The following is an 18,102-nucleotide window of genomic DNA, read 5'->3' as shown; positions in this document are numbered from 1 at the left end:
CCGTGTTAGCTTACTGGAACACGGTTGTTTAAGGCATTTAGCTTCCCAAAAGCTCCTCATACGTCCTTCTGCTGAACTCCTTATACGGCGAATCCGGCATCGCCTCAAACTGTTCCACCGCAGTTCTCGCGGATATCAGTGCTTTTTGCTGATCTCCAAGCTCCTTATAGCAGTGGGCTTTATACGTATCTTTCAGGTAAAACTGTGACAGATCAAACGGATGATGGTGGTGGGATGGTAATTGTGCTTGATCAAAATACCTTATGGCCTCCTCATATTCCCCGAGTCCGTGCAGGGCTTTCCCTTTTTCAAGGAGGAACCACTCTTTGAACCTGACGACAGATTCGGATTTCTCCAACTGCGGATTAATGATTTTAAGAGCAGCCTCGTAATCGCGTTTGACCGATATAAGAGATTCAATATGGAACAGTTGATAGCTGAGCAGGGATCCCTCATCTTCGGAAAAATCAGCATATTGCTTTAGTTTCGCTAAGTAATAGTCGTGAAGCTCTGCATCTTCAGACATCATGGCAGCTGCACCCGCAAGACGGTACAAATCATCTATTAAGTAAAAGGTTTTGTTTTCCTTCGAATAGGCGATTGCTGCATCCATTACTCGTTTTGCAGACAAGGTATCGCCGACTGCAAAATAAAAGATGGCCTCGTGGTAATCCAGCTCCAGCCGAGTCATTGCATCAATGTAAGCCGCCTTCTTTTCAATCCTGCTCCGCTCAGTGAGAAGAACTTCCAGCGCTTCTCCATAATGATGCTGTCTGAAGCGGACATTGGCACGGAAGACCCCAATATTCGCCCGCTTCTGTGCAAGGTTCATTTCCTCATACAATGCAGAGGCTTTAGCTATTGGAATCTTCCATTCCTTATCGGTCCGGTGCAAACTTTGCCCGTAGATATCAAGAAGTCTTGCCGCTTCATATCCCTGCTGCAGCTTAGAAATATGCGGCTCTATCAGACGAACGAGTGTTTCATATTTATCAGGTATCTCTTCTATATCCAGATTGAATAACTCCTCTGCCTCATCAAGCACTTCTCTCAGCTCAACCACATTCACTTCATTAACAAGCTGGGACACATCCACCTCAAGCCGCTTCGCGATATAGGCCAGGCTTTCCATGGATGGATTCGCTTTATTGTTCTCAATCAGGCTGAGCATCCCTTTCGTAAGTTCGGATCCCGCAAGCTCCGCAAGTGTCAGTTTTTTCTGCTTCCGCAGCTTTCGTATTCGTTCGCCAATCATGGTTAACACCCCAATTTTTCTAATTAGTTTAATTTTATTAAACTTTTCCTTGAAATGGAAGAGCAGGATGCGTTATAATTTGTTTAATTAAATTAAACTTTTGATACTTGGAGGGTTTTTAATGGATGAAATAAGAAAATTAAAAATGGCAACCTACCATTTGTTCACCTTCACCATCAGCAAGCTCATCTCAACATTCGGCGCACAGGTGTATGCCTTTGCGATCAGCTTCCACATCCTGCAGATCACGGGATCGGCCACAAGCTTTGCCGCAAACCTGCTCTGCAACATTCTGCCTCGGACGCTGATTTCACCCTTTGCAGGCTACGTCGCAGACAAATACTCACGGAAAAAAATCGTCATCCTCGCACAGATCTCGACCACCCTTGCCATCAGCGGACTTCTTTACGTCAGCCTGACACACGGACTTTCATTGACCGCCATCTACATCACAACCAGCATCCTTGCCATCGCATCCACCTTTTCTTCCGTCACGTTCTCGTCCTCCATCACCGGCTTAGTCGACGAAGCACGCATCCAGCGGGCCATGTCACTGAACCAGATGGCCATGTCCTTCGCAGCAATCGGCAGCCCGGCAGCCGGCGGATTGTTATATGGAGCCGTTTCAATGGAGACCTTTCTGATGATCTACATCGCCGCTTCCATCATAGCCGTACTTCTTGAATCCACCATGAATTTCACCCTTTTTGCAAAGCGCAAAACCGAAGGAAAGACCAAAGAATCCATGTGGCAGAGCATGAAAGCAGGCGTAAGCTATTTGAAAACGAAACAGGTTCTCATGACCATGATCTGGCTCTGCCTCATCGTCAATTTCTTGTTCGGTGCCTTTGAGGTAGGCTACTCCTACGTCCTGATCGAAAAGCTGAACCTTGCCTCCCAGCATTTCGGATTTACCCAGGGAGCCTTCGCTGCCGGCATGCTCGTCCTATCGATCTACTTCTCAGTCCGAAAAGAAGTCAAGTACCCGTTTCTCGTCTCAAAACGCGGCATACTCGCCATCGGCTTCATCCTCGGAGCCACCGCGCTGCCGCTCATGATTGATTTATCCTACTGGGCCATCTTCACCTTTTATATGATTCTCATGTTCAGCTTCGGCGCCATGATTATCCTAATCAACACACCGATACAGGTCATGATGCAGAAAATGATCGAAGACGACTACAAAGGCCGCGTCTTCTCCCTTATTGAAACAATGGCCATGGCCCTCATGCCGCTCGGAATGATTCTATTCGGATTCCTGTACGACGCCGTACCGGGCCAGTACATCCTGCTTGCCTCGGCAGCAATTCTGCTCGGAGTGGTTGTTACCTTGGCAAGGCCGAGCGTGGTTAGGAAGGTGCACCCGGAGCTGGAAGGGGAAAGAAAGATAATGTCTGAGGCTGGATCAGCAGTATAATTTGAATGAAAAAAAGCCAAAAATAGGGGTCTATTTTTGGCTTTAATTGGGTGATTTCCGGTCAGTTTCAGGTTTCTATGCTTTTGTTATCCGTTAACTCCCGCAAGTTCGCGGGCATGATCTGCGAGGATACCCTCGTTCATGTAGAAGATGCGGTCAGCAAGGGCTTCAGCATCAGCAACGTCATGCGTGACAAGAATAGAGGTGATGCCCGTCTTCTTCAGCACATCCTTCAGTTCAACGCGGATTTTTTCCTGAAGGTCGGCATCCAGGTTACTGAACGGTTCATCGAGCAGAAGGAGGGACGGTGCAGGCGCAAGCGCTCTTGCAAGGGCCACCCGCTGCTGCTGTCCTCCGCTCAGCTCGTAGGGATAGCGCTGTCTGTATTCTGCCATATTCACAAGCTCCAGCATTTCCTCCACACGTTCCTGCTTTTTCTTTCTGCTCATTTTCCGCAGTCCGTACTGAATGTTTTGGCCGACGGTCATATGGGGGAACAGGGCGTAATCCTGAAACACCACACCGATTCCGCGCTTCTCCGGCGCAACAAAGGTTGCAGGGTCAAACATGGTCTCCCCGTTCACCTCAAGGCTGCCCCCGGAAGGATTTTCAAGCCCGGCTATAATGCGCAGAAGCGTGCTCTTGCCGCTCCCGCTTTTCCCGAGAATCGATATGATCTCTCCTCGTTCGATTTCAATCTGAACGCGTTCAAGCGTATTGCGGTTTGCATGTTTATACTGAAACTGCAGGTCTTTGATCTGGATATACATCATTTTGCCTCCTTATCAAGTACGCGGTGAAAAAGAAAGATGCACAGTGCGCTGATGAGGATAATGATCAGAGAAGCAACGGAAGCCTCCTGAACACGCTCATCATTCGCATATTTAAACGCCTGTGTCGCAAGAGTTGCAAAGTTAAACGGCTGCAGGAACAACGTTAACGGCAGTTCTTTTAAAATGTCCACAAACACCAGAATAAATCCGCTGACGGCCGCGCCGCGCAGCAGGGGGAGGTCGATGCGGAAAAATGTTTTTAACGTTGAAGCTCCGAGCACATTAGATGTTTCCGAATACCGGTTTCCGATTTTCTCAAATCCGGCCTCGATGTTGTTAAAGCCGATTGCCAGAAACCTGATCACATACGCGAAAATCAGCATAACCAGTGTCGTCCTGAGCACAAACTCAGGCTTCAGTTCAAACTGGGCCAAAAACGATACAATGAACTGATCAAGCGAGATGAAAATCGTGATGATGGCAATGGCGATAGCCGCACCAGGTATGGAATAGCCGAGCGTCGTCACCCGTGAAATAAATTTCGTTCCAAGCCCGGGCTGCAGGCGGGTGTAATTCGAGATAATCAGCGCAATCACGATAATCAGGCAGGATGCGATTCCCGCAACGAACACGGAATTTTTCGCCAGCACAAGAAATTCTGCATTGAACACCTTCTCATATGTCCTGAATGCCCACTGTAGCAGCTGAAGCAGGGGAATGATGAACGTCAGGGTGAAAATGCCGAAGCAATAGGCGAAAACCCACCATGCTTTCGCGCCAGTAAGTACTTTTGGCTGAATCGGCCGGACCTTTGATGAAGGATCGTAAAATTTCTTCCTTCCTCTAAGAACCCGTTCCATCACCAGCACAATCATGACGAGGATCATCAGCGTGCCGGCAAGCTTCAGTGCCGAATCAAGGTCCATCATCCCGTACCACGTTTTAAAAATGGCGGTACTCACCGTCTGAATGCCGAAGTAGCTGGTCACCCCGTAATCGTTCAGCACCTCAAGGACAACGAGTGTAACACTGCCCACGATGGCTGCTCTTGAAATCGGCAGCGCAACACGGAAAAAAGCATCGATGTCGTTTCCGCCAAGCAGGCGGGCATTTTCCAGCACCGACGCCGACAAATTCTGAAAAAAGCTTCTCGTGATGGCATAAACGTATGGAAATAAAGTCACGGTGAAAACGAATACTGCCCCCGGAAGGCTCATCATATCAAAATAAGACTGGTTAACCTGTACATCAAACGAATTCCGCAAAGTAGTCTGGATGATTCCTGTATAGTTCAGCATGCCGTGAAATGTGTAGGCAGCGATATAAGGCGGAATCGCAAGCGGCAAAATCAATGCCCACTTCAGAAAATTCCGGAGCGGAAATTGGTAGATCGTAATCAGCCAAGCAAGGCTTGTTCCGATCAGCATGGTCGTCAAGGCGGTAAAAAAGACGATGATCACTGAATTTTGCAAGTAATCCTTTAACAAATACTCCCGGATATGCAGCCAGTTTTCGTTAGGTTCCGTCAAGAATTTTACGGCGATAATAATATTTGGTATGAAAATGATTGCGATTAAAAGTAAGCTTGCCAGTGCCCATCCCTTGTGGCGAACTCTTGACCAATGGAAACTCTTCACTGATGTCACATCCTTTGTTCATGAAACCGGTTACCCATTTCTTTTATCCATCTCCATTATAATGAAAATCATTATCAAATAGAATACCAAATTCATATAAAAAGAACCGAGGCACCTGTCTAGTGTGCCTCGGTTCATGATTTGTCCATATTTCAGCGTCTTATTTCCAGCCTACTTCGTTGAAAATGCGAATGGCTTCCTGCTGGTTTTCTCCAAGGACAGAAAGATTCACATCCTGCTCCTTGAAATCACCCCATGATTTAAGGAACTCAGAAGGCTCAACGTTTTTGTTTACAGGATATTCATAGTTTGCTTCCGCAAATTGGCCCTGTGCTTCTTCGCTGCTCAGGAATTCAATGAACTTCACAGCATTTTCTTTGTTTTTAGCGTTCTTCGTAACACCTGCGCCGCTTACATTAATATGTGTACCTGTTGTATCTTGGTTAGGGAAGAACACACCTACGTTTTCAGCAACTTTGCGTTCTTCTTCATCTTCACCATTTGCCATAACGCCTAAGTAGTACGTGTTCATGATTGCAACATCCGCTTCACCGGCCACTACTGCTTTAGCCTGATCACGGTCGCCTCCCTCAGGATCACGGGCCATGTTTCCTTTGATGCCTGCAGCCCATTCCTTCGCTTTATCAGCACCCATCACATCAATGAATGATGCTAAAAGGGACATATTGTACATATTCTCAGAAGATCTCACGACTACGCGGTCCTTCCATTCAGGCTCTGTTAAAGCCTCATACGTTGACAGCTCTTCCGGTTTCACGCGGTCCTTCGCATACACAATGACACGTGCACGCTTTGTTAAACCAAACCACTGATTGTCAGCATCACGAAGTTTTTCAGGGATGTTTTCAGCAAGAACGTCGCTCTCAACAGCCTGAAGCAACTCGCGGTCCTTTGCCTGATAAAGGTTTCCGGCATCTGCCGTGATGTAGACATCCGCTTCCGTTGCTTCACCTTCCATGCTCAGGCGCTCCATCAGCTCATCGCCTTCGCCTTCAACAACATTGACTTTAATGCCTGTTTCTTCTTCGAACTTCTTATAAAGCTCCTGATCTGCCTCATAATGACGGCTTGTATAAACGTTCACTTCACCGGATTCTTCCGTTTTTTCTTTACCTGCCGATTCTTTTTGCTCATTATTTTTGTCCGTACTGCTCACGCAGCCAGTTAAGGCCAGTACCAGTACAAGCATGAAACTGATCATAAGACTGAACTTTTTCACTGTTGACACTCCCCTATGTATTAATTGCAATTGATAGTCAATCTCAATTGTAACCGAAATCATTTTTATGTCAATATTCTTTTTTCATATACATGAATAAACCTTCTGTTAGAGGGTGAATGCCTGAACCGTTGGGAAGAAAGGAGGGATAGTTTTATTCCAATTGAATCGTCGAAGACAGCAAAAAAGCGGACCTGCCCAGCAGGTAGGTAAGTCCGCTTTTTTTCTATTTATAATGATTAATCGGCCCGGCATCCATAACAACTTCGACCATACCGGATGCACCCATTCTAAGCTTGGGCCTGTGCTCTGAGTTTGGCAAGCTGTAAAGCTCCAGCGGACTGATAATCACGCCATCAGGTGTATTGTGCAGAATACCCGGTACGCACGTATAAATCCTGTCGTTGTCATTGGCATTCTTGGCGGAAATCGTAACGGAGGTCCCGTTATGGTTGTCGATGCTCATCGACACCTTGTATCTGTAGAAAGAACCGGTTCCGTTGGACTGGGCAGAATAAACGACTGGCACGACGGCAAGGATGTCGTTTGTCAGCCTTAGTTTAATCACCTCTGTCTTCGTTGAAAAGCTGTTGCGCCCGACATCTCCCATATGCTCCACAGCTCCGCCTGCGAACTTTCTGAGCGGAGGGACCCCTGCAGCTCCAAACATCGCGACATCGACCTGCCTGCCGTCCTTCGTGTAAACGAGCGCATAGATATCATAATCCGTCCCCGTCTTCCAGGACACCGTAGCCGTAATTTCCGGCGTCTTTTCAATCATGACCGGCTTCTGGCCTTTGTCGAGATTGATCTTGCCCTTTACCTTTTCAAGAACGATTTTCTTCTCAGGAGCAGGCGGCGCCTTTACAGGTTCTTTGACGGGCTGAGTTTTAACAGCTTTTGGAGGCACAGTTTGCTCCTCCGGCTCCACTTCCACACCGAAATTCCTGCACAGTCCTTCAAGGCCCGAATCAAACCCGCGCCAGATGGACTTCGCCTTCGTCTGGCCGTTCCTCACATACAGCTCCAGCACCACGATCCCATTTTCCTTTGAAAAGCTGGACGGCGTTAGCTCGATCACCGTATCACCTGAACGCACCTTGGCTTTTAAATTCCGCACATTCGCAAACCCCGTGTGGTTATCCTCTGTCAGCGTAATGGCAATCTTGCTGATTCCGGCAGGCGCTTTGCTCAAATCAAACTGAAGGTTATGTATGACCGTATTCCCCACATTCTCAGACGGAAGCAGCGTCGCAACACCGGCAGGACCATTCGGCTGATTGTAAAAGATAATCCCGCTGTCCCCCTGCACTTTATCTGTATCTGTTAAAAGGAAAGCGGTTAACGAAATATCAATCGTATTTGACCGATCAAAACTCACCGTTACAAAGCCTTTTGGAGAGCTTAAGACGGTATTTCCGCCCATTTGCAGCATGGCGTTCATTTATGACCACTCCTTGTTTTTCTATTCATCTATTATTATCTGAAAATCACTGCAGAAAAGACTTCTGCGTACAGCTTGATTGTCTATCATTTCAATGTAAATTATACCATTTTATTGAAATAAAGAGGGTAAAAACTACTAGAAAATGAAAAAACATCTGCAAAGAAACTCTGCTAATAGGTACATGAAACTTTTGACCTATGCAACGTAAGAATTCAACCTATCATTACCAAACGTTTCTTTCCGTTCGCAAAGCGCATCTGTGTTATCATAATTAAATTGTTTATTGCGCAAGTTCATCTAAGAAGGAAGGTCATTATGAACACTACAGAATTGACTAAGCGGCACTGGCTGCTTATTTTAACACTTTCACTCTTAACATTTGTCCTTGGCACGAGCGAATTTGTCATCGTCGGGATCCTGACCGACATTTCCTCGAGTCTTGGAATAACCAATTCACAGGCAGGCACACTTGTTTCCGCCTTTGCGATCACATTTGCCGTGGCCACACCGCTCGTCATGTCAGCAACAAGCCATTTTTCAAAGCGCAAATGGATGCTGTTTTTAATCAGTGCGTTCATCATGCTGAATGCGCTGTGCATTATTTCATCCAGCTATCTCGTGCTACTTGTGCTCAGAATGCTGACGGCCATTGTCACAGGGGTTCTCATTTCGCTTGCCATGATGGTTGCCAGTGAAACGATGCCGGCCGCAAAACGCAGCCTTGCCATCTCCTTTGTATTTGGCGGGTTTACCCTTGCAAACGTCGTTGGCGTCCCACTGGGCACGCTGATCGCCGGCTGGTTCAACTGGAATGCAACGTTTATGCTGACAACTCTTCTCGGAGGAATTGCCTTTTTAGCCGCTTTCTTCGTCTTGCCTGATCTTCAGAAGCAAGCCCGAAGTTCGATGCGTGATCAATTCTCATTATTGACGCACCCGAGAATCTTAATGGCCTTTTTCATCCCGTCTCTTGGATTTGGAGCAACATATGCGGTCTTCACGTATCTCGTCCCAATCCTGAAGCAGATGGAAGCGCCAGGCGGCTCCATCAGCCTGATTCTGTTCGGCTACGGATTCATCTCAATTTTCAGCAACATACTCGCCGGCAAAATCGCGAGCCGCAACGCTATCGGGCGACTCAGATTTGTTTTTCTCATCCAGGCCCTTGTCCTGATCAGTTTATACTGGACAACCAATCAGTTCACGCTCGGTTTAATTAATATCGGCCTCATGTCCCTGATGGCCATCCTGTTAACCACATCCACCCAGCTTTACCTAATCGACCTTGCCGGCATCTACCAGCCAAAAGCAACAGGCCTTGCCGCCTCCCTCATGCCTGTCGCAAGCAACGTCGGCATCGCATTCGGCTCCGCACTGGGCGGAATCGTCTACCATCAGGGAGAGCTGATGAATGTAACGTGGGTAGGAGGAATTGTTGCCCTCGCCGCAAGTCTATTGACGTTCCTTAGCTATCGGTTGGATCAGAAGCAAAAAGAAACGGTTAGCGGTGAGAAGCTGCGGACGGGTTGAAGGATTTATGTATAGACAAAATAAAAAGAAGTACCAAGAACGTTGAATGTTCTTTGGTGCTTCTTTTTGATTACTTGATTGATTTTGATCGAAGCAAATCTTCATTTCCCAATACATTCCCCATATAATTTTTACCCCATTCGTACATGGAGTCTAATATCGGCATAAGTGTTTCACCTTGTTCAGTCAGTGAATATTCCACTTTCGGGGGAACAACAGGATAGACCTCGCGTTTAACGATAAGATCTTCCTCAAGCTCCCTAAGCTGATTCACTAACATTCTTTGGGTAATGCCGGGTATAAGAGATTTCAATTCACCAAATCGCTTCGTGCCCTCTTTCCCCAAATGCCAAAGAATAAGCATTTTCCATTTTCCGCCGATGACAGACAGAGTCAGTTCTTTCTCACAGTTAAACAATTTATCTTGTGTGCGGGACATGTGGTGCACCTCCGTTAGTTGAATAATACATACTATATCACACAGTATACTTTTTAACACTATGTAATGTTTTTATCACTATGTAAAAATAAAGTGCGTACTTTTAATTACATGTCATATTCGTTAAACTTACATCTACAGTCCTTATTCAGCCAGCAAGTAGATAAGGACTCTTAACAAATCGTCACCAAAAAATCCAGTAGGAGTGATATACATGCAATTACAGCTAGCATTAGACTTAGTGAATATCCCAGAAGCTATTCAACTAGTTAGAGAAGTAGAGGAACACATTGATATCGTAGAAATCGGAACTCCTGTCGTCATTAATGAGGGACTTCGCGCCGTAAAAGAAGTAAAAGAAGCATTTCCACACTTAAAAGTATTAGCAGATTTAAAAATTATGGATGCAGCGGGCTATGAAGTGATGAAGGCTTCTGAAGCCGGTGCAGATATTGTCACTATTCTTGGCGCTGCAGAGGACATGTCCATTAAAGGTGCTGTAGATGAAGCCAAAAAACAAGGAAAAAAAATCCTTGTAGACATGATTGCTGTAAAGGATCTTGCGGAACGCGCAAAGCAGGTTGATGAATTGGGTGTAGATTACATTTGTGTTCACACTGGTTATGATCTTCAGGCAGTCGGAAAAAATTCTTTCGAAGACCTTCAAACAATCAAAAATGTCGTTAAACAGGCAAAAACAGCCATTGCCGGCGGAATCAAGCTGGAAACATTGCCGGAAGTGATTAAGGCTCAGCCGGATCTTGTCATTGTCGGCGGGGGAATTACCGGTAAAGAAGATAAGAAAGCGGCAGCTGCCCAAATGCAGGAAATGGTGAAACAGGGGCAACAATAATGCAGACATCACGCTTTTTAGCCAAAATAATAGAAGAGCTCAGCCAATCCGTACAGTTGATTTCTGATGAAGAAGCCGAAAAGCTGTTAACCGGCATCCTTGGCTCTAAAAAGGTCTTTGTTGCCGGAGCCGGGAGATCCGGCTTTATGGCCAAATCCTTTGCCATGCGGATGATGCATATGGGCATAGATGCATACGTCATAGGTGAAACAGTGACCCCAAATTTTGAAAAGGATGATCTTTTGATCATTGGTTCTGGATCTGGAGAAACAAAAAGTTTAGTATCCCTTGCACAAAAAGCCACTGCCATTGGCGGAAAAATAGCCGCGGTTACCTTATTTCCAGACTCGACCATCGGTAAACTTGCCGATATAACCGTCACCTTGCCCGGCTCACCCAAGGATCAAACAGAATCAGAGTATAAAACCATTCAGCCTATGGGCTCACTGTTTGAACAAACCCTTTTACTTTTTTATGATGCGATGATCTTGCGGTTCATGGAGAAAAAGGGACTAGATACCGATAAAATGTATGGCAAACACGCTAATTTGGAATAGATGTGATAACGTCTTAGGCAGAGATATAAAAGAGTTCCAGAACTCTTTTGTCTCCGCCTAAGATTATTATTATCTTTACTGGGAGTGAATCGTTATGGCTTCAATAAAAGGAAAAGCAGCATTAATTACAGGAGCAGGAAGAGGCATTGGGCGATCGACTGCCATCGCTTTGGCTAAAGAAGGCGTAAACCTCGGGCTGCTGGGACTAAACCCGGACAACCTTGAAAAAGTGAAAACCGAATTACAGGAATACGATATCAAGGTTTCAATCGCATCTGGTGACGTTGCTGACCTTGAATCCGTCACACAGGCTGTCGAGCACATCAAATCCGAACTTGGATCCATCGACATTCTCATCAACAATGCAGGAATTGCTCAATTCGGCGGTTTTCTAGAGTTATCACCTGAAGAATGGGAAAAAATAATACGTGTAAATGTCATGGGCGTCTACAATGTCACACGTGCAGTTCTCCCTGAAATGATTGAAAGAAAAACAGGCGATATCGTGAATATCTCATCCTCTGCCGGTCAAAAAGGAGCACCTGTCACCAGCGCCTACAGCGCGTCAAAATTCGCAGTATTAGGGTTGACTGAATCCTTAATGCTGGAAGTACGCAAACACAATATCCGTGTGACAGCACTAACTCCAAGCACAGTAGCCACTGATTTAGCCTATGATGCCAACCTGATCAATGGAGATCCGGAAAGGGTCATGCATCCAGAGGACCTGGCCGAACTCCTTGTTTCCGGATTAAAACTAAACCGCAGAGTATTCGTAAAAACAGCTGGGTTATGGTCGACGAATCCATAAAATATGTATTCAAATAAAATAAAAAGGATAGATGAACAGGAACGTGATGACTGTTTTCATCTATCCTTTATGAATTTATCCTTCTCTCATGCCAATATCACCTTGGATTTGAAACAACGTACGCCGCCTTTACGGATCTGTATCAATTCTGTTATTGATTTTCTTTCTAAAAGACACGGCGCTTCATTCACTGTAATTCTTATAATTCCCCGTCTACACTCCGTTTGAATTTATAGCTGTTGAAATGCAGGATTTGAACGTTGACCTTCACCTCTGTGAGAGATTCCTGATCAAGGTAAAAGACGGGGTTTTCCTTTAATTTTTGATAGGGCTTCGGGTGCTTTCTGTACCATTTCTCCCCTGCATTCAGGATATCCAGCTTGTTTTCCACGCCTTCATCGTAGATGGATTCAATCTTTGCTTTTATATCTTCTTCTATCTGCTTTTTCAAAGAATTCAATGTGAGGTCCTTCTGTATTTTTTCCAGGAGATCCGCACTGACGGAAACTTCTATGGAGAACGCTGGTTTCTCTGCTGTTTCATCGTACTTTATTTTCATCTTCGGCTCCCCAAGCCTGACTGCAGCTGCAAGCTTACCCGCCTCTTCGACCCTCTGATCAATAGATATTCCCTTTTCCGTTAGCCAATTTATGATGACTGCATGCTCTAAAGGAATGTCTTTTTTATACTCCTGGTGCTGAAAGGCGGAAAATCCATTGAGGTATAAGACCGGATATTCCTGATTGGCCTTCCAGCTGCCTTCATCAATTTTTACAGACGGAATTTTTGCCGTACCCATCGGCTCATAATAGTCACGAAGGAAATTCATCATCGTAATCGCTTTTAATTCATTCTGTGCCAATTGATTGATCTTCGATTTGAAAAGAACGGTGTAAACTGCAGGATAGTTGAAAAGAGCCGGCAAATTGAAGACATCCTCGATTTTCTCTTCTGTTGTAAATACTCTCATGGTAGGACGAAGGGAACGGTTTCTTCCGATTTCCTCCAGTATTTCGCCTGCCTTGCTTTGGATGAGACGGTTGGTTAACACCAGCGTACTTACATGCCCGAAGTAAAGCGGCGGTTCGGATTTTCCGTAAAGCTTGCTTACGGCCATATTCAGCGTTTCTCCTCTTCCCGTAGCGATAAAAATTGGGACAGGATCCACTGATTTCGCGCCCTCCTGCTTGGCGACATTGGCAAAATTCAGCCCCTGAAGGTATACGACATATTCTTCCTCTGCCTCATCATAGTCCATCCCGATTGCCACAATATAGGTAAGATCCTGGATATTCTTTACCCCTGAACATCCTGTAAGAAATAGGAAGCAGCTGAGAATAAAGAGTGCAGCCTTGCCCATTATGACTGGTCCCCCCTTGTGGAATCGTTTGGACTGGTGGAGGACGTTCGTGATTTATAAAATTGGATCGGCGCCCTAAGGAATGACTTGATGCCCTCTTTCAAACTGATAGGAGCCAGTGAACCGAAGTATGGCGTGCCAAAGGACGTCAGGGTAGAAAAATAAAAGACAGTTAGAATAAACCCTAACACGACACCGAACAATCCCAGGAAGGTACTAAGAAAGATTGCTCCAAATCTGATGATGGTGATGGCAGAACTAAGCGATTGATTCACCAGTGTAAAGGAGGAAATATAGGTGATGGCCGCAACGACAAGCATAGTCGGCGAGGTCAGGCCTGCTCTAATTGCAGCATCTCCCACAATCAAGCCCCCGAGAACGGCAACCGTCTGTCCAATTGCACGCGGAAGACGCACTCCTGCTTCATTAAACAGTTCAAAAAGAAAAAGAATGACAAACATTTCAATGGGTGCCGATAAAGGCAGGCCGAACCGTGAGACAGAGATGGTGGCCACAAGAAGATAGGGAATCTGCTCAATGTTAAAGGCGGAGAACGCAATCCAGATGCTCGGCAGAAAGCCGGATACCGTAATGCCTATGACTCTGATGATTCTCTCCAATGACACATAAGCATAGTTGATATACGTGTCTTCAGGAGATTTCGTCTGCAGCAGCAAATTGATCGGCGCATAGGAGACTGTAGGATTCCCATCGACTAAAAGGGCAAATCTGCCCTGGTTCATAGCCTGTACGATAAAATCCGGCCTCCCCGTATAGTCCATAGTAGGAAAGACGGAATAAGGAGTATCCCGGATCGCGGATTCTAATTCATAAATACTTGTTAAAAGATCCAATTCAACCCCATTCAATCGTTTACGAACTTCATCGAGAACGTTTGGATCAATGACATCCCCCAGGTACATGAGGGCCACTTTTGTATTGCTTCTTTTTCCGATTGTAAACTTCTCAAGGCAGAGGGAAGTTGTATTAAGCCTTCTTCTGATTAAGGAGATGTTCGTTCTGATATCCTCTACAAACCCATCCTTTGGGCCTCTAATGGATGTCTCCAGTGACGATTCCTCCGGCTGGCGTTTCGGGAAATCTCCTGCCTGGATGCTTAAAAGCCTCTCTTCAATCAGAAACAGCACATTCCCTTCAAATAGCAGCTGAGACAGTTCTTCTGCCGACTGACAGGTAACATCCTCCGCCTGAAATCGGGCCTTGATTGTCTTTTCTATCGTTCCTTCATGGACCTCTCCAAGCTTCGGCAGGATCGATTGATTCATAAAATGGCTGTCAATTAAGGTATCCAGATAAATAAGTTGGAAGCTGCCGATATCCGTTTCGTGCCGCTTCCAGACAAGATCCTGACTTTTCGAGAATTTCCCCTTAAGCCCCGCTGCTTTCTGTGCCGTGCTCACCTCACCCTGAGGAGTCGATTCTGGTGTCATTGCCATGCTTTTCATCCCTTTTTTTGATTACAAATATGAGTAGCGCTGATAGTAGTATCTGGATTAAAAAAAATGCCATGCATGCCGGCAAAAAGTAATGATAAATGACTTGAGAAAAGGTATAGGTATCCACATCAATCATGATTGCGGCAAATAAGAGCAAATACATGATCATGACAAGCTTGGCATTCAGCCTGTAATGGTGTTTTTTCTTTGTAAAAAACGCACCAAGCAAATACATGAACAGGCCTATACGGATGACAGCCCCGCTCAGCCACTGATACAAAGCAAAAAAATCGAGATGGGAAATGTATTCCCCAATCTTCAGGATACGCCACTGTTCATAGGCCGGATAGCGGTAGGTGACTGCTTCTGTTGGACCAAATTCCATAATGGCGGCAGTAAGAGGACCGAGAATCAAGCCAATCAGAATGATCAGAAGCACAAGCAGCTGGCCAAACTTAATCCTTGCCTGGGAGAATGGCTGCAGGAGGATGACAAGATAGATTTCAAGCAGGCCTGACAGGGTGTAGATTCCCCCTTTTATCACAGGCTCATAGCCATCTGCAAGCAAAGGAAACAGAAGCTGCGGCTCCTTCACACTGGTGTTTGTAATGGCTATGAAAATGCCAAAAAGCATCACAAGCGGGAGAAGAAAGCCGCTTGATATCGCCATCGATCTTATTCCGGCCCAAGTAACGGCACAACAGACAATAATGAGCATGATATTGATCAATAACAATGAAGCATCCGCGAGAAAATAAGCGTTCAGCCATAAAACAAGATCTTTAAAGGTTAAATACGAACTGCAAAACAAAAAAAGAACGACTGGAAGCGATAAAAGGGCGGAGAATACCTTGCCAAACCGGTTTTGAACCATGCTGAAAAAACCTTCATCCGGACAATTTTTAACAATGTAGGAAACAAGCCATAAAAAGAATAAGGCCACAGGACAGCACAAAAGGACACTCAACCAGCTGTCCCTTCCTGAAGCGGTCAGCAGATTCGGGATGAGAATCACGTGATTAAGCAGACCAGTCGATAAAATAAGGAGCGTAAACAGCTGTCTCGGTATAAGGATTTTCGTTAGACTTTGCATAGGCATCTCCAGGCTGTATAGATTTACCTTTTTATGGTTGCCGGAGAGTTGGTTTATTATGTGAAAAAGAAGGACCAAGAACGCTGGGGGGTTCTTGGTCCTTCTTTTTAAATCGTGATCTTTGAATAAACCATACATACATTTCCTGTATTTAAGTAGTTATAAAATCATACGATGTCCTTACACCATACTGATGAGAAAACATATGCTAAACCTAAAAATGACAACAGGGAGGGAATTGCTCACCGTGTATGTATATAACAGAAATCCATTCTATTATGCTCCCGCCGGGACAAATCATATAGCAGGTCATGCAAACCTTTATAGGCAAATCGAAAATTTCGGTGCTAAAGGAGCACTAAACGCAGCAACGCTGTCTTTTCCTCAAATGCTGACTTATGCTCTTCAGGACGAATATCTGGCACAGGCAAGATACAACAATATTCTAGGAACATTTGGATATATCCCTACATTCGCCCGAATCAAAGAGGCAGAACTGAGACATATAAGCGCATTAATGACACTTTTTGAACGCTATCAGGTACCCTTACCTGAAGATACATCACAGTCATTCGTGACAACTCCCCCAAACATTAAAGCAGCCTATGCAGCTGGAGTTCAAGGGGAAATCGACAATATCGGCATGTACAACAGATTCTTGACGTTCAATATCCCAAATGATGCGAGACTGGTTTTTACTCAATTGAGAGATGCTTCGCTTAATCATTTGGCTGCTTTTGAGAGAGGGGTTGGGAGGGGCTATTAAGGATCTACCTATTATTATTAAGTTTTTATACATGGGCCTTCCATAGTCAAAGTAGTAATCAACAAAGTTAAAACACCAAGAGAGTGTATTCTTCAGTAAAAGTACACTTTCTTCGTGTTGTTAGTTCTAGAAGTTAAAGTTTTTTCTGGAATTTTATTTTACTAATTGTTACTTTCTATTATTTATGAAACTGTTCACCGCGACCAAACAAACGGTAACCTTGTTATTTAGAATGGCAAGTCATCCCAACCTATATCAGCTGAGTTATCATCGTTTTTATTAGTTGAATTCTTATTTATCCTTTGTTCTATTGAATCAATGAACGCTATTGTACTTGTTACATTTTTAAAAATAAGCATACTCTCATCATAATTTAATACTTTGTTATCATGTGCAAAACTTTGATGATTTCTAACGCCATTGAATGCATCCAAAATAGAAATAGAAGATTTTAGAATTCTTTCTGTCATTTCTGATTCAAAGAGATCATTATTTCTTAGAAATTTTACATATTCACCAAAAATGCTTTGTAATGGCTTATCTCGGTCATATTCAATTCCATGCTTATCGCACATTTTCCTAACGAATTTTATTGCATATGTATGAAGTCTATCTAAAGCTACCTGAGGTTGATTTTGTTCTATATTATTTCTAATTGTATTCGTTAGAAGTTCAAAATCGGAATCATCTGATTCTGGTTGTAAAATGTCCTCTATATGTTCAGAGATAGAATTATGTTTTAATCTTTCTGCTATTTTTAAGCAATCTTCAAATAAAACCTGATCTTTCTTTTCCAAGGTGATTTCTCGAAGTTGATTATCCATGCTCCAGTATTCTAATAGTGCAGAAATTAGTTTCGAAACAATGTAATTCGATTCTATAATCCAAAATGCCCGCAGCCTTTTTGCTTTAGAGTCACCTTCAAATGCATACTTGTCTTCATAGATCTCTCTATTAACATGCTCAATAATAAAATTTTGAAAAGTACGGTTTGAAAAATTGAGAACATAGCCACTGCTCATCCCCATAATTTTCTCTAGTTTAGTTCTTTCTATTAATGATAAAACAGACACAACTTTTCACCTTCTTTTATTTTATTCTAATTTTACTACAAATCTTCTATTTATTATTAATCATCGGTATTACAAGATATATGTTCTCATAAGAATTGCGGTCTACAATCCCAGAACTTAGAGCTGACTAAGTTGGGATTTCATATTTATTTAGTAAAGAGATCGGATCTAATCTTCATAAAGCTATCGCTGATTACAGCCATTGAAATGTATCACCTTTGACACAGTATTTACCACAAAACTACATGCAGTGTACCAAGGAACAACATGACATTTACCTCCGCAATCTCCCTGGTCTAAAAAATGTATAAATCCTTAGTTTGAAATACCAATCTTGTAAAAAATTGATTTAACTTGAATATTGCCTCTTTACAAAAATGGGGTTGGATATTGG

General features: G+C 44.2%; 15 protein-coding genes and 1 pseudogene. 6 read left to right on the top strand and 10 right to left on the bottom strand.

Features of this window, described 5'->3' with window-relative positions:
* Positions 1–37: 37 nt before the first annotated feature.
* Positions 38–1,255: a helix-turn-helix transcriptional regulator gene (locus MHB63_09220; GenBank protein ID MEK3806705.1), complete on the bottom strand. Its 1,218-nt coding sequence runs from the start codon at positions 1,253–1,255 to the stop codon at positions 38–40.
* A 121-nt stretch (positions 1,256–1,376) separates the two neighbouring features.
* Here MHB63_09220 and MHB63_09215 point away from each other — a divergent pair, with 121 nt between their 5' ends.
* Positions 1,377–2,672: an MFS transporter gene (locus MHB63_09215; protein MEK3806704.1), complete on the top strand. Its 1,296-nt coding sequence runs from the start codon at positions 1,377–1,379 to the stop codon at positions 2,670–2,672.
* Between the two features lie 86 nt (positions 2,673–2,758).
* On the opposite strand, the gene MHB63_09210 is transcribed toward MHB63_09215, so the two are convergent.
* From MHB63_09210 to MHB63_09195, 4 genes are all read right to left on the bottom strand, one after another.
* On the bottom strand, positions 2,759–3,442 hold the full coding sequence (locus tag MHB63_09210; GenBank protein MEK3806703.1) for an ABC transporter ATP-binding protein: 684 nt from the start codon (positions 3,440–3,442) through the stop codon (positions 2,759–2,761).
* Positions 3,442–5,082, bottom strand: a complete 1,641-nt coding sequence (locus MHB63_09205; GenBank protein ID MEK3806702.1) for an iron ABC transporter permease — start codon at positions 5,080–5,082, stop codon at positions 3,442–3,444. Before MHB63_09205 ends, MHB63_09210 begins: the two co-directional genes overlap by 1 nt.
* Positions 5,083–5,242: 160 nt before the next feature.
* Positions 5,243–6,322 (bottom strand): Fe(3+) ABC transporter substrate-binding protein, encoded by a 1,080-nt coding sequence (locus MHB63_09200; protein MEK3806701.1) that lies wholly within the window; start codon positions 6,320–6,322, stop codon positions 5,243–5,245.
* A 226-nt stretch (positions 6,323–6,548) separates the two neighbouring features.
* Entirely contained in the window at positions 6,549–7,766 is a 1,218-nt protein-coding gene (locus MHB63_09195; protein ID MEK3806700.1) for a TerD family protein, read from the bottom strand.
* Positions 7,767–8,084: 318 nt separating this feature from the next.
* Here MHB63_09195 and MHB63_09190 point away from each other — a divergent pair, with 318 nt between their 5' ends.
* Complete coding sequence (locus MHB63_09190; protein MEK3806699.1) at positions 8,085–9,299, top strand: MFS transporter; 1,215 nt, start codon at positions 8,085–8,087, stop codon at positions 9,297–9,299.
* 70 nt (positions 9,300–9,369) lie between these two features.
* Here the strand turns inward: MHB63_09190 and MHB63_09185 are convergent, their stop codons facing one another.
* On the bottom strand, positions 9,370–9,738 hold the full coding sequence (locus MHB63_09185; GenBank protein MEK3806698.1) for a winged helix-turn-helix transcriptional regulator: 369 nt from the start codon (positions 9,736–9,738) through the stop codon (positions 9,370–9,372).
* A gap of 214 nt (positions 9,739–9,952) precedes the next feature.
* On the opposite strand from MHB63_09185, the gene hxlA reads away from it, so the two are divergent.
* From hxlA to MHB63_09170, 3 genes are all read left to right on the top strand, one after another.
* Positions 9,953–10,591 (top strand): 3-hexulose-6-phosphate synthase, encoded by a 639-nt coding sequence (gene hxlA, locus MHB63_09180; protein ID MEK3806697.1) that lies wholly within the window; start codon positions 9,953–9,955, stop codon positions 10,589–10,591.
* The gene (gene hxlB / locus MHB63_09175; protein ID MEK3806696.1) at positions 10,591–11,148 is read left to right on the top strand and encodes a 6-phospho-3-hexuloisomerase; all 558 of its coding nucleotides are present in this window, start codon (positions 10,591–10,593) and stop codon (positions 11,146–11,148) included. Before hxlA ends, hxlB begins: the two co-directional genes overlap by 1 nt.
* A gap of 94 nt (positions 11,149–11,242) precedes the next feature.
* A complete protein-coding gene (locus MHB63_09170; protein ID MEK3806695.1) occupies positions 11,243–11,959 on the top strand; it encodes a 3-ketoacyl-ACP reductase in 717 nt (238 codons plus the stop codon).
* Positions 11,960–12,158: 199 nt separating this feature from the next.
* Here the strand turns inward: MHB63_09170 and MHB63_09165 are convergent, their stop codons facing one another.
* Genes MHB63_09165 through MHB63_09155 form a run of 3 tightly spaced genes read right to left on the bottom strand, consistent with a single transcriptional unit; the run spans position 12,159 to position 15,869 of the window.
* Positions 12,159–13,319 (bottom strand): Ger(x)C family spore germination protein, encoded by a 1,161-nt coding sequence (locus MHB63_09165; GenBank protein ID MEK3806694.1) that lies wholly within the window; start codon positions 13,317–13,319, stop codon positions 12,159–12,161.
* Positions 13,319–14,776 carry a spore germination protein gene (locus tag MHB63_09160; GenBank protein MEK3806693.1) on the bottom strand — a complete coding sequence of 486 codons (1,458 nt, stop codon included), beginning with the start codon at positions 14,774–14,776 and terminating at the stop codon, positions 13,319–13,321. The genes MHB63_09165 and MHB63_09160 overlap by 1 nt, the downstream gene beginning before the upstream one ends.
* Positions 14,742–15,869, bottom strand: coding sequence for an endospore germination permease (locus MHB63_09155; protein MEK3806692.1), 1,128 nt, complete (start codon positions 15,867–15,869; stop codon positions 14,742–14,744). Before MHB63_09155 ends, MHB63_09160 begins: the two co-directional genes overlap by 35 nt.
* A 325-nt stretch (positions 15,870–16,194) precedes the next feature.
* On the opposite strand from MHB63_09155, the pseudogene MHB63_09150 reads away from it, so the two are divergent.
* Positions 16,195–16,635: pseudogene (locus tag MHB63_09150) on the top strand (rubrerythrin family protein).
* 227 nt (positions 16,636–16,862) lie between these two features.
* Here MHB63_09150 and MHB63_09145 read toward each other — a convergent pair.
* The gene (locus MHB63_09145; GenBank protein ID MEK3806691.1) at positions 16,863–17,708 is read right to left on the bottom strand and encodes an abortive infection family protein; all 846 of its coding nucleotides are present in this window, start codon (positions 17,706–17,708) and stop codon (positions 16,863–16,865) included.
* Positions 17,709–18,102 lie beyond the last annotated feature (394 nt).

It is taken from the genome of Bacillus sp. FSL H8-0547 (genome assembly GCA_038002745.1).
Classification (GTDB): Bacteria; Bacillota; Bacilli; order Bacillales; family Bacillaceae; genus Bacillus_P.
The sequence above is the reverse complement of the archived record's forward strand: the minus strand, read 5'-3'. Positions and strand labels throughout refer to the sequence as shown.